Source organism: Gemella haemolysans (assembly GCF_901873445.1).
Taxonomy (GTDB): Bacteria; Bacillota; Bacilli; order Staphylococcales; family Gemellaceae; genus Gemella; species Gemella haemolysans_C.
Map to the genome: position 1 here is coordinate 35,924 of NZ_CABFLN010000008.1, position 12,260 is coordinate 48,183.

Consider the following 12,260-nt stretch of genomic DNA (forward strand, 5'->3'; position numbering starts at 1 on the left):
TTTGTGGTTTAGTTAACATGAATTAACATGTAAAAATTTGAAAAAAATTCTTTATAGGTATATAATTAAGTGTTGGCAAAATTTTAATATAAAGAGGATAGCATGAGAAATTTAATAAATAAAATGCTGGATCTTTACAAAGAACCTAAATACAAAAGTATAGCAAATTACATATTTTTTGGAGTTTGTACGACACTTGTAAATGTAGTTACATACTTTATTTTGTATTACTATGGGATGGAAGTTAGACCAGCGAATTTAATATCTATAACATTATCAATTTTATTCGCATATTTTGTTAATGCTAAATACGTATTTAACTCTAAAGCTGCTGGATTTAAGAAAGTTCTATATGAACTTACAAAATTCTTTACAGCTAGACTATCTACACTTGTTATAGAAGTATTCGGAGTTGAGTTATTCATTTACTTAGGAATGAATGCATATTTAAGTAAATTTATTATTCAATTCGTAGTACTTGTTGCTAATTATGTAATTAGTAAATTTTTAGTTTTCACAAAGGAGAAAAATAACTAATGAAATGGTTTATTACTGATATGGATGGAACGTTCTTGAATGATAAAAAAGAAGTTGCACCAAATGCGAAAGATGTGATTGTTAAACTGCAAGATAAAGGAAGTAAATTCATAATTGCCACAGGAAGACCTGATATTGCTGTAAAACACTATTATCACAACTTAGGAATGAACGATGTAGTTATTTCTAACAATGGAAGTTTAATTAGAAATCTATTAACAGGTGAGATAGTATATCAAAAGAGCTTTAAAATAGAAGAAATAGAAAAGATATACAGTATGTTTAAAGAATTAAACGATGATGAGATAGAATTTCATGTTTATACGTTAAACTATATATACTGTACACATTTATCATTTAGCATGGCGCGTATGAAACGCATAGAAGCGAATATGCCAGAGGAATTAAAAACACCGATGTATATTCACGAAGACATTATTGGTGAGCTTAAGAAAAACAATGAAGATTGCCAAAAAATTATGATGATTGCAAAAGATCATGATAAAGTGGTGGATTTCTTTAACAAGGTTAGTGAAGTGTTAGAAGTTGATGGAACATTTTCAGCGACTAATTTCTTTGATATCATGCCGAAAGGATGTAACAAAGGTACTGCAATTGAAAAATTAGCCGAATATTACAAATCTCCGATTGAAGATTGTGTAGTATTTGGTGACAATTTTAACGACAAAGAAATGTTTGATGTAGCAGGATGGAGTGTTTGTCCAAATAATGCAAAAGAAGAAATTCAAAATATGTGTGATGAAGTTATCGGAAATAATAATGATTTTTCTGTCATTAAATATGTAGAAGATTATTATAAAAAAATTAAATAAATACTTGATAACTTAGCGAAAATTTGATAAATTAGAAGGTAGCGTATTAATTACCTATATAGCGATTTACATATAAATAATTTTATATTTGATTACTATAAATTGTACAATGAAAAATAAAATAAAGGAGAACTTTCATGAGAGGAAGAAGAAATGAGAAGAAAAAGTTCAGTAGAATAATTGCTTTCCTGTCATTAGTAATTATTATCCTTACTTCTATAGGATTAACTTCAAAATCTAATGCAGAAAAAGTAAATCTTGGACTGGATCTTCAAGGAGGATTTGAGGTACTATACCAAGTAGAACCTCTTAAAGAAGGTCAAACTATAGATGAAGCAGCTGTAAAAGCAACTGCAGATACTATTAGTAGACGTATTAACATTCTTGGGGTAAGTGAGCCGGTTATTACTGTTGAATCAGGAAATAGAATTCGTGTTGAACTTGCAGGTGTTAAAGATCAAGAATCAGCTCGTAAAGTACTGTCAACACAAGCGAACCTTACTATTCGTGATATTGAAGATAAAGTTCTTTTAGACGGATCTGATTTACAAGAAAATGGAGCTTCTCAAGGATTTGATCAAAACAACAAGCCAGATGTTAACTTGAAGTTAAAAGATGCTGATAAATTCGGTAATATAACTTCAGAAATCAGTAAACGAGGTCAAGGGCAAAACTTAATGGTTATTTGGATGGATTTCAATGAAGGAGACTCATTCAAAGCTGAGGCTTCTAAAGAGAAACCTAAATATGTTTCTGCACCACAAGTAGCACAAACTATTAACTCTAAAGATGTTCAAATCACTGGTAACTTTACTGTAAAAGAAGCTAAAGAAATGGCAGCTTTATTAAACTCAGGTGCATTACCAGTTAAATTAACAGAAATTTACTCTAACTCAGTAGGTGCTCAATTCGGTGCCGATGCATTAAATCAAACGGTATATGCAGGTGCTATCGCATTAGCTATTATCTGTTTATTCATGTTAGTTATTTATCGTGTACCTGGATTTGTAGCAAGTGTAATGATGGTTGCTTACGTATATATCACAGTAGTATTCTTCAATATGATTTCAGGGGTGTTAACACTTCCTGGTATTGCAGCTCTGATTCTTGGGGTTGGTATGGCAGTTGATGCCAATATCATCATGTACGAAAGAATTAAAGAAGAAGTACGTGCTGGATATCCATTGAAAAAGGCATATTTAGACGGTGCTAAACAATCATTATGGACAATTTTCGACTCGCAGTTTACAACAGTTATCGCTGCAGTAGTACTATTCATCTTTGGTACAAGTAGTGTTAAAGGTTTCGCGACAATGTTACTATTATCAATACTTGTCAGCTTTATAACTGCGGTATTTGGTACTAGATTATTACTAAGTTTATTAGTAAACTCTAATATCTTTAATAATCACCCAGGGTACTTCGGTGTAAGTAAGAAGAGTATTCATGAAACTAAGTTTGGTATTAACTCACTTAACTTAAGCACAAAATTTGAATGGTTAAGCTTTACTAAGCACATGAAGAAATTCTTCGCTTTAAGCATTGCAATTATGATTGCAGGATCTATTTCTCTAGGAATGAATAAACTTAACCTAGGAATTGACTTCTCTAGTGGTACTCGTATAGACGTAGCTGCTAACACTGAATTATCAGTAGATAAAGTTCAAGAAGATTTAAACAATCTAAAAGTAAAAGATGAAAAAATAGTTTTATCACCAGATAAAAAACAAGCGACAATTCACTCTAAAGAGAGTTTTGGACAAGAAAAATCAATCGAAATAAAAGAATACTTTGCTAAAAAATATGAAAAAGATGCGAACCTAAGTGTTGTATCTCCAGTAATAGGTAAAGAATTAGCTAAGAATGCATTATTCGCATTAATGTATGCATCAATAGGTATCATTATCTATGTGGCATTCAGATTTGAATGGCGTATGGGACTTACAAGTGTTATCGCCTTACTACACGACGTATGTATAATTATCTTCATAACAAGTTTATTAAGACTAGAAGTAGATATTACATTCATTGCAGCGGTATTAACGATTGTAGGTTACTCAATCAACGATACTATCGTTACATTTGACCGTATTCGTGAACATATGCGTCATGAAAAAGTATTAAAATCAAAAGAACAAATTTATAAACTTGTAGACGTATCACTAAGACAAACATTAACTCGTTCTATCAATACGGTATTAACAGTTATAATCACAGTAGTAGTTATGTTATTACTAGGAAGTAGTTCAATCTACTCATTCAACGTAGCATTACTTATCGGTTTAGTCTTTGGTTTATATTCATCACTATTTATCGCAGCTCAACTATGGGCAGTATTAAAAGTACGTGAATTAAACAAAAAAGGAAAAATTGAAGTTAGTGTTCGTCAATCTCCAAGAGAGAGAAAAGAAAACGATAAAGTTTTAGTATAGAAAAATAAAGACTTAAAATTAAGAGTTTGTATAATAAATACGGGGTATGGAAAAAATTCCAACCCCGTGTTATTTTGGCTTTTTGGTAAATTTAGATTATGGAGAAAATCGAGCAAGTCTATTGATAATAATAAATTTGAAGCAAATATATAGTACATTTATGTTTCATTTGATAGAATAATATTATTAAACTTGAGAGGTGTAAATATATTAGATAATGTTTTATCTTTAGGGAGTAATGGATCAGATGATAAAATTAAAGAATCAATAAATAGTATTATTGGTAGTAATCAAGTTCCCTCTTTTGTTGGTGATATCTTAAATAAAGCACTTGAAAAATTAAATCAAGGTAAAGGTGCAGGATTAGTATCTCCAATGATTAATAAAGCTCTGGAATCATATTCAAAATATAATTAACTAATGCCTGATATGAATGAGCTATTCAAACTTACAAGTAATAATAGAATTAGTGATGTTGCCGGGAACATTATTAATACATTAATAAAAAAAATAAGAAGCCAAAGTTCATGGCTTCTTTTCGTATTTAATTAGCATAACCTATGCTAGCAAGTCTCTCCACCTCAAGATGAACCAGCTCCTGCTGTACACCCGTAACAATGCATACCTGTAACGATTCTACGTACACCGGTATGATTATCTACAAGCTGACTCACATGGTTGATTTCTCCAGAGATTTTTAGTTTTTCAATATAATTAAAGTCGCAATCATATAAAGATCCATCTGGACCAACAGAAATCATGTTTCTACACATTAGCCCTGGTAGTGTTGCAGGATTATATGCTTTATATAGTTTATTCATATATCCTTCGTAAAGATCTTCTCTATGAAGAAATTCAGAGAATCTACCGATTGGATTATTTGTTATTGCGAATAAGTTATTAAAGACAATTTCGAAATTGTCATATAGTTTTTTCTTATAAGTTTTTTCTAGTGCTTCTTGTTTAGGAGGTAAAAACGCTCCATTTGGATTATAAACTAGGTTTAATACTAGATCTTCTTCTTTACCGTAACCTAGTTCATTAAGTCTTCTCAGTACTTCTATTGACTTTGGAAAAACACCTTTACCACGTTGTTTAGCGACAACTTTTTCGTTGTAGTAGGGCAATGAGGCTACTACTTGAACTTTCAAGTCACGGTATAATTCTGGTATATCTCTATAAGCTGGAACATCAAGGATGATTAGGTTTGTTCTTACAATTATAGTTTTTGCATATTGTGAGATTTCTTTTATAAACCATCTGAAATTAGGGTTCATCTCAGGAGCTCCGCCAGTGATATCCATTGTTTTATACTTACCAACCTTGAATGCTTCGATTATTTGTTCAAAAGTTTCTCGAACCATGTTATTTTTTCTTGTAGGTCCACCATCAACATGACAGTGACTACATGTAATATTACATAAGCTACCTACATTAATTTGCATTACTTCTGGAAATTCTTCGGTTAATAAGTACTGTTTTTCCTCTACTTGATCAAAAAATTTGGGTATATTTAATTCAGTCATAATAAATTTAGTTTGTTAATTTATCTGATAGTTCTTTACTTTGAAGACCGTGCACTAAGGTAATACCAGCTTTCATTGCAGCAGCAACATGAATAGCTTCTGCGATTTGATCTTGGTCGCATCCTTCTTCAAGACATGTACTAGTATATGCATCTATACAATAAGGACATGCTTCAGCATGAGCTACAGCAAGAGCAATAAGAGCTTTTTCTCGAGTTGTTAATTCACCTTCAGCCATTACATTACCGTAGTAATTCATGAAGTTTTTCCAATGTTCAGGTGCATCTTCACCAAATTTCCCTTCACCAAATTCTATTAAATGTTTCTTTTTAAAATATTCTGCCATATTTATTCTCTCCTCTAAAATTTGTATATAAGTTAATTATAAGTTAGTTTCCATAAATAATCAATGAAATTGAACTATATATAATGTATAAAAAAATATATAATTTTAAATTAAAAATAGGAGTAACTCAAAAATCGTGATTTCAGAGAAATAGATTTTGTTAAGTCAACTCCTAAAAGTTAGTAAATATCTAAGGGGGTTATATATAGTGAACTTAAATATCAGTAATTATAGGTATTTTTATAAACTTTTTAAATGTTAAGTACTTAGTCTTAGCATTATATAAATAAAATTACCTCACATCTTTATACATTTTTGCTAATTCTTCAACAGGAACACCACGGCGATACATCTTCTGAAATTTTTGCATCTGCCACATTGTTTTAACAGTATGATTTTTATATCTTCTAGTTGATGATGTAATAGGGGAGTCGATTACTGTAATTTTGTAACTTCGTGAACTTAAATCTTCTGATAGTTTGTAATCTTCCATTAAAGGCATATCTTTATATCCACCAATTTCTTCAAATACTTGTTTTTTTATGAATATAGCTTGATCTCCAAATGCTAGGTTGGTAATACTAGCCCGCATATTAGAAACTAATGAATTAACCCACATAGGAAAACTATTTGGATAGAATCTAATCTTTAGACAACCGACCTCAGTGGGGCAAGAAAGTACTTTTTCTATTACATCTTTTTGAAGAACACTATCACAATGAACAAACCATAGTATGTCTCCTTTTGCGATTTTAGCCCCGTAATTCATCTGATTTGCTCGTCCTTTTTTATCTGATAAGTGGTATGAATAACCAAAATAAGAGAGTTCATCTAGTATTTCTTTTGTTTTATCTGTAGAACCACCATCAATGAAAAGTACCTCGTGTTCTTTAATATTATGCAAACAATATAGATTATAAATGAAATCACGTATTGTTCTTTCTTCGTTATAAATTGGCACAATAATAGTAATCATAAATACACTCCTAAAATAATAGTTAATACAATTATAACATGATAAGAAATTTTTCAAAATAAAAAAATATATATAAATTACTAGATTAAATTTGTGTTTAATAAAAACTAAAATTAATTTTAAAATATTTATTGACAAACTAACTGTATCTATTGTATAATCACAGTAGATACAAGGAAACGTTTTTAATATCTGAATAATGTTGTAGTTTGCTTAAAATAAATTAATAAGGAGGACAATGATGAATATAAAACTTTCTAACATGTCATCTGTTCCGATATATCAGCAGGTGGCAACGCAAATTAAAAGTAATATTCTAGATGGTAGCTTAAAATATAATGATCAATTACCTTCTATTAGGAGCTTAGCAAAAGAGTTAGAGGTTGGTATCATTACAATAAAAAAATCATATGAGGTATTGTTACAAGAAGAGCTAATATATTCAAAAGGTGCTGTTGGATATTTTGTAAATGATATAGATTTAGCTACTATCTTAACGATAAAAAAAGAAGAATACTTAGACGAACTTAAGAGTATAATTGATAAGGCTGTTAATGATGGACTTAATTTAAATGATATTAAGGATATATTTAATAGTGTATTGGAGGAGAAAAGTTATGATAAAAGTGAATAAATTATTAATTAATAAAAGAACATTTCAACTTGGTCCAATTGATTTGGAGTTAGAAGAAGGGTATGTCTATGCAATTACAGGTAACAGTGGAAGTGGTAAAACATTATTTCTTCAAACACTTTTAGGAGGTTTACCTTCAGAGAAAAATGTAATTACTTATGATAATCTAAATTTTCATGAAAATGAAGTAGATATTAAAAATCTTTACTCATATGTAGCGGATAAACCTTTGTTTTCAGATTCTTTACGAGTATATGAGGTTCTATATAAAATATATAAATTAGATGTTAGATTTAATTTAGAGAAATGTTTTGAATTTCTGAGTAAACATAAAGTATATCGTCATAAGAAAATATATGAACTTTCACAAGGAGAGAGGAAAATACTATTATTTTCTATAGGAATTTATACAAAATCTAAACTATTAATTTTAGATAATCCATTTTCTGGTGTTGGTTTAATAGCTAGAAAAGAAATGATAGCGCTTCTTAGAGAATATATGGATGAAGATAAAACTATTATTATAGTGACTGAAGAACCCTACATAATACAGAGTTTAGCAGATTACATTATTGTTTTTGAAAATGGGAGAATTACGATTAACGAAGATATCGTCGAATTACAAGCACGATTTAATACGACTAATATAGAGAGTATTTTACTTTCTGTATTGAAAGGAGAGGTTGAAAATGATTAAACAACAATATGAAACAAAATTTGGAGCGATTTGGAATATAATATCAAATAGAAATTATTCGATGCCGTTGTTCTATAAAAGCCTGTATATACTATATTACTTCGTCACTATTATTGAAATACTTGAATTATTATTTGCTAAAACATATATAATATTAGCTCTGATTAGCTCATTAATTATAGTCATAAATGGAAGAAAATATGATGATCCTGAGCAACAGTTTATTGAATACCTTCCTATTTCATTTAATAATAAAGCAAGATACATTTATTATACTACATATATAAGTCTATTTGTAGGAGGACTGGTTGCATTTGTGCTTGATTTTCTGTATCGTAGAGTCAATCCGATTGAGTATAGTTATGCTATAGTTGTAGTTATAGCTTTATCTAATTTAGTGATAATACAGATGATATATACTAAAAAATCATTTATATACTTTATTTTAGGAGATATTTTAATTTACCAATTAATAGTAAGCATATTTAGATTTTCATTACTTGGAGTTTATAGTGGATTTACAGGACCAAAATATGATATTGCACAATTTAATATTATAAAATTATTATTGTTAATAGTAATTACAATAGTTTATCACTTTGTGAGTGTAAATATTATAAGCAATAGTAAAAGGGATACTAAAGTAAGTAAAAAGGATAGAATAAAACTTATATTAATTTTGGTGCTATTGTTAAGTTCAAGTGGATATAAATTTTATAAAGATGCTAGTAAAGATTTTGTAGAAGGAGTAAAAGAAGCGTCTAAAACTGGAATAGTAACAATATACGATAATTCAATGAAAAAGTAAAAGAACGTAAAATAAGAAAACAGAATACTAAAATAGACAGTTCCTTTTTAAATAAGTTATAGAGGAACTGTCTTTTATTCTGAAAGTGAAGAGGAGAAAAAAAGAAGACTTAGATAACCAAATCTTCTTTTTATTAAATAATTCTTATTTGAATTCTGCAGTGTTAACGCGAACTCCAGGACCCATAGTTGTAGTTACAGCTACAGATTTGAAGTAAGTTCCTTTAGCAGCAGCTGGTTTAGCTTTAGCTAAAGCGTCTTGAACAGCGTTGAAGTTTTCAACTAAGTCTTCAGTTGGGAATGAAACTTTACCGATTGGAGTATGAACAACACCAGCTTTTTCAGCACGGTATTCAACTTTACCAGCTTTGATTTCATTAACTGCTTTAGTAACGTCCATAGTTACAGTACCAGTTTTAGGGTTTGGCATTAATCCTTTAGGTCCTAATACACGACCGATTTTACCAACTTCTCCCATCATGTCTGGAGTAGCTACGATTACGTCAAAATCAAACCAACCTTGTTGGATTTTAGTGATGTATTCACCTTGTCCTACGTAGTCAGCTCCTGCTGCTTCAGCTTCTGCTGCTTTATCACCTTTAGCAAAAACTAAAACTTTTGCAGTTTTACCAGTTCCTTTAGGAAGAACTACTGCTCCACGAACTTGTTGATCGTTTTTACGAGTGTCAACTCCTAAACGGAATGCAACTTCTACAGTTGCGTCAAATTTTACTGTACTTGTTTTTTTAGCTAATTCGATTGCTTCTACTACAGAGTATAGACTAGAAGAATCTACTAATTTAGCTGCTTCAAGATATTTTTTACCTTTTTTTGCCATTATAATTATCCTCCTATTCTCCTACTAAGATACCCATACTTCTTGCAGTACCTTCAATCATACGCATAGCTGCTTCTACAGAAGCTGCATTTAAGTCAGCCATTTTAAGTTCAGCGATTTCTTGAACTTGAGCTTTTGAAACTGTAGCAACTTTGTCACGGTTAGGTACAGAAGATGCTTTTTCAATTTTAGCTGCTTTTTTAAGTAATACTGGTGCAGGTGGTGTTTTAGTAATGAAAGTAAATGAACGGTCTTCATATACTGAGATTACTACTGGAATGATTAATCCTGCTTGGTCTTGTGTACGAGCATTGAATTCTTTACAGAATCCCATGATGTTTACACCAGCTTGACCTAACGCTGGACCAACTGGTGGAGCTGGGTTAGCTTTACCTGCTGGTACTTGTAATTTAACAACTTTTATAACTTTTTTAGCCACGATAAAACCTCCTATATATTTTTCGTGATGTGGTCATTTGAACGTCTTGAAATTTTTCGTTCTCCCACTCAATCAAGTTTTGTATTTTTACATACTTGACTATAATACCATAGCATATAAGTAATTGCAAGTATTTTGTTAAGTTTTTTTAAAAAAAATTCTAACTTTATAATCATGAGTAAAAATAGTTCTACTTAATTATTGAGTAGATAGTAAAATAATACAACTAAGTCGTTTAAAATTCAAGTGATAATGTAAAGTATTTAATAATGATGTGGAGTAAATTTTAAAGAAAAATATAAATGATTTATACATAGAAGAAAAGTTATTGTAAACTATGATTTTCCCTTAGTGAACTATTGACTTTTTACTGTAGGTAGTGTAGAATTGTAGTTATGGTATATAACAAATTGTTGATATTTAAATGTTAACAAAATAGTGATATCATAATAAAAATTTTTCAAAATGGAAAGAGGTTGCAAGATGATTTATGGAATAATCAGTGTTGCAGCTTTACTTGTTGGACTTTTATTTGGATATATCATTTCAAAAAATTCTATTCAAAAAAAATTAGAATTATCTAAGCAAGATGCGGACCATATTATTGGTGAAGCAAGAAAAGAGGCTAGATATATAGTAGAAAAAGAAACTACTATAGCTAAAAAAGAGGCTGAAGAGATAATTAATATTGCTAATAAAGAAGCAGAATTTAAAAAACAAGATATTCAAAGACAAGAAGATAGAATCGTTCAAAAAGAATCTTCATTAGAACGTCAAACAGAACTTCTAAATAAAAAAGATGAATTGTTAAGTTCAAGAGAGATGAAATTGGAAGAGAAATCTCAATTACTTGAAGAAAAGAGTACTGAGGTTAATCAACTTAAGATTCAACAAGAAACAGAGTTGCAAAGGATTGCAAACTTAACAGAAGAACAAGCTCGTGAAGAGATTATGGCCGCAGTTGAAACTGATATGGCTAAAGATATGGCAATATATATAAGAAATAAAGAACTAGAGGCGAAAAGCGTTGCTGATAAACGTGCTAAAGAACTTATCGTTCAATCATTACAACGTTTTGCAACAGATGTAGTTAGTGAAACTACAGTATCTGTTGTTGATCTTCCAAGTGATGACATGAAAGGTCGTATTATCGGTCGTGAGGGAAGAAATATTCGTACTTTAGAAACATTAACTGGTGTTGATTTAATTATTGATGATACACCAGAGGCAGTTATTCTTTCTGGATATGACCCAATTCGTCGTGAAGTTGCAAAAACAGCGATTAAATCACTTATTGATGATGGTCGTATTCACCCTTCAAAAATTGAGGAAGCTGTTGACAAAGCGCGTAAAAATATTGATCAAGTTATTCGAGATGCTGGGGAGCAAGCTACATTTGATCTTGGAATCCACAATATGCATCCAGACTTAGTTAAAATCGTTGGTAAACTAAAATATAGAACAAGTTATGGTCAAAATGGACTACAACACTCTATCGAAGTAGCCTATATCGCTGGACTTATAGCAGCCGAGTTAGACTTAGACGTTGCTACAGCTCGTCGCGCAGGTTTACTACACGATATCGGTAAAGCGCTTGATCATGAAATTGAAGGTTCTCACGTTGAAATTGGTGTTGCTTTAGCACTTAAATATAAAGAGAATTCGATTGTTGTTAATGCAATTGCTTCACACCATGGTGATACTGAACCTACAAATCCTATTTCTGTCATTGTTGCCACAGCGGATGCACTTTCTGCATCACGCCCAGGAGCTCGAAGAGAGTCATTAGAAAACTATATTAAACGTCTACAAAAACTTGAAGAAATCGCAAATGAACACAAAGGTGTTGAAAAAACATTCGCTATTCAAGCAGGTCGTGAGATTCGAGTAATCGTAAATCCTGAAGAAGTAGATGATACAAAAACTTACAAAATTGCCAAAGAAGTTAAAAATAAAATCGAAGAAACGATGCAATATCCAGGAAACATTAAAGTTAATGTTATCCGTGAGGTTAGAGCGGTTAAGCTTGCAAGATAATAAATTAAGCGATTGGATTATCCAGTCGCTTTTTTGTATGCTTATATTTATATAGTTTTAAATAATTATTACTTTTATATCGTATAAAAATTATAATTAATTTTTCATGTAGTTAATATGATTCGTATAAAATATTATAAAAGAAGTTAATTTAATAG

At 30.4% G+C, this 12,260-nt stretch carries 13 protein-coding genes; 8 read left to right on the forward strand and 5 right to left on the reverse strand.

Annotated elements, in window-relative coordinates; genetic code table 11:
• Window positions 1–102 precede the first annotated feature (102 nt).
• From JX287_RS01375 to JX287_RS08880, 4 genes are all read left to right on the forward strand, one after another.
• Window positions 103–537, forward strand: coding sequence for a GtrA family protein (locus JX287_RS01375; protein WP_204641446.1), 435 nt, complete (start codon window positions 103–105; stop codon window positions 535–537).
• The gene (locus JX287_RS01380; protein ID WP_204641447.1) at window positions 537–1,370 is read left to right on the forward strand and encodes a Cof-type HAD-IIB family hydrolase; all 834 of its coding nucleotides are present in this window, start codon (window positions 537–539) and stop codon (window positions 1,368–1,370) included. Before JX287_RS01375 ends, JX287_RS01380 begins: the two co-directional genes overlap by 1 nt.
• A gap of 137 nt (window positions 1,371–1,507) precedes the next feature.
• The gene (gene secD, locus JX287_RS01385; RefSeq protein WP_204641448.1) at window positions 1,508–3,802 is read left to right on the forward strand and encodes a protein translocase subunit SecD; all 2,295 of its coding nucleotides are present in this window, start codon (window positions 1,508–1,510) and stop codon (window positions 3,800–3,802) included.
• Between the two features lie 192 nt (window positions 3,803–3,994).
• Window positions 3,995–4,219, forward strand: a complete 225-nt coding sequence (locus JX287_RS08880) for a hypothetical protein (RefSeq protein WP_239650302.1) — start codon at window positions 3,995–3,997, stop codon at window positions 4,217–4,219.
• Between the two features lie 164 nt (window positions 4,220–4,383).
• On the opposite strand, the gene arsS is transcribed toward JX287_RS08880, so the two are convergent.
• The 3 genes from arsS to JX287_RS01405 form a co-directional block, all read right to left on the reverse strand.
• Window positions 4,384–5,328 (reverse strand): arsenosugar biosynthesis radical SAM (seleno)protein ArsS, encoded by a 945-nt coding sequence (arsS, locus tag JX287_RS01395; protein ID WP_204641449.1) that lies wholly within the window; start codon window positions 5,326–5,328, stop codon window positions 4,384–4,386.
• Between the two features lie 7 nt (window positions 5,329–5,335).
• The gene (locus tag JX287_RS01400; protein ID WP_048802266.1) at window positions 5,336–5,674 is read right to left on the reverse strand and encodes an arsenosugar biosynthesis-associated peroxidase-like protein; all 339 of its coding nucleotides are present in this window, start codon (window positions 5,672–5,674) and stop codon (window positions 5,336–5,338) included.
• 292 nt (window positions 5,675–5,966) lie between these two features.
• Window positions 5,967–6,650, reverse strand: a complete 684-nt coding sequence (locus JX287_RS01405; protein WP_204641450.1) for a TIGR04283 family arsenosugar biosynthesis glycosyltransferase — start codon at window positions 6,648–6,650, stop codon at window positions 5,967–5,969.
• Window positions 6,651–6,891: 241 nt separating this feature from the next.
• Between JX287_RS01405 and JX287_RS01410 the strand changes: the two genes are divergently transcribed.
• The 3 genes from JX287_RS01410 to JX287_RS01420 are packed head-to-tail and all read left to right on the forward strand — an operon-like array spanning window position 6,892 to window position 8,789.
• Entirely contained in the window at window positions 6,892–7,284 is a 393-nt protein-coding gene (locus JX287_RS01410) for a GntR family transcriptional regulator (protein ID WP_204641451.1), read from the forward strand.
• A complete protein-coding gene (locus tag JX287_RS01415; RefSeq protein WP_204641452.1) occupies window positions 7,268–7,981 on the forward strand; it encodes an ATP-binding cassette domain-containing protein in 714 nt (237 codons plus the stop codon). Before JX287_RS01410 ends, JX287_RS01415 begins: the two co-directional genes overlap by 17 nt.
• Complete coding sequence (locus JX287_RS01420; RefSeq protein ID WP_204641453.1) at window positions 7,974–8,789, forward strand: hypothetical protein; 816 nt, start codon at window positions 7,974–7,976, stop codon at window positions 8,787–8,789. Before JX287_RS01415 ends, JX287_RS01420 begins: the two co-directional genes overlap by 8 nt.
• A 144-nt stretch (window positions 8,790–8,933) precedes the next feature.
• On the opposite strand, the gene rplA is transcribed toward JX287_RS01420, so the two are convergent.
• Window positions 8,934–9,626, reverse strand: coding sequence for a 50S ribosomal protein L1 (gene rplA / locus JX287_RS01425; RefSeq protein ID WP_204641454.1), 693 nt, complete (start codon window positions 9,624–9,626; stop codon window positions 8,934–8,936).
• Window positions 9,627–9,639: 13 nt separating this feature from the next.
• Window positions 9,640–10,065 carry a 50S ribosomal protein L11 gene (rplK, locus tag JX287_RS01430; protein ID WP_003145837.1) on the reverse strand — a complete coding sequence of 142 codons (426 nt, stop codon included), beginning with the start codon at window positions 10,063–10,065 and terminating at the stop codon, window positions 9,640–9,642.
• A gap of 483 nt (window positions 10,066–10,548) precedes the next feature.
• Between rplK and rny the strand changes: the two genes are divergently transcribed.
• The gene (gene rny / locus JX287_RS01435) at window positions 10,549–12,102 is read left to right on the forward strand and encodes a ribonuclease Y (RefSeq protein WP_204641456.1); all 1,554 of its coding nucleotides are present in this window, start codon (window positions 10,549–10,551) and stop codon (window positions 12,100–12,102) included.
• Window positions 12,103–12,260 lie beyond the last annotated feature (158 nt).

Coding starts and splice junctions, on each gene's coding strand:
- JX287_RS01375 (WP_204641446.1), top strand. CDS start 103: ATGAGAAATTTAATAAATAAAATGCTGGATCTTTACAAAGAACCTAAA.
- JX287_RS01380 (WP_204641447.1), top strand. CDS start 537: ATGAAATGGTTTATTACTGATATGGATGGAACGTTCTTGAATGATAAA.
- secD (WP_204641448.1), top strand. CDS start 1,508: ATGAGAGGAAGAAGAAATGAGAAGAAAAAGTTCAGTAGAATAATTGCT.
- arsS (WP_204641449.1), bottom strand. CDS start 5,328: ATGACTGAATTAAATATACCCAAATTTTTTGATCAAGTAGAGGAAAAA.
- JX287_RS01400 (WP_048802266.1), bottom strand. CDS start 5,674: ATGGCAGAATATTTTAAAAAGAAACATTTAATAGAATTTGGTGAAGGG.
- JX287_RS01405 (WP_204641450.1), bottom strand. CDS start 6,650: ATGATTACTATTATTGTGCCAATTTATAACGAAGAAAGAACAATACGT.
- JX287_RS01410 (WP_204641451.1), top strand. CDS start 6,892: ATGAATATAAAACTTTCTAACATGTCATCTGTTCCGATATATCAGCAG.
- JX287_RS01415 (WP_204641452.1), top strand. CDS start 7,268: ATGATAAAAGTGAATAAATTATTAATTAATAAAAGAACATTTCAACTT.
- JX287_RS01420 (WP_204641453.1), top strand. CDS start 7,974: ATGATTAAACAACAATATGAAACAAAATTTGGAGCGATTTGGAATATA.
- rplA (WP_204641454.1), bottom strand. CDS start 9,626: ATGGCAAAAAAAGGTAAAAAATATCTTGAAGCAGCTAAATTAGTAGAT.
- rny (WP_204641456.1), top strand. CDS start 10,549: ATGATTTATGGAATAATCAGTGTTGCAGCTTTACTTGTTGGACTTTTA.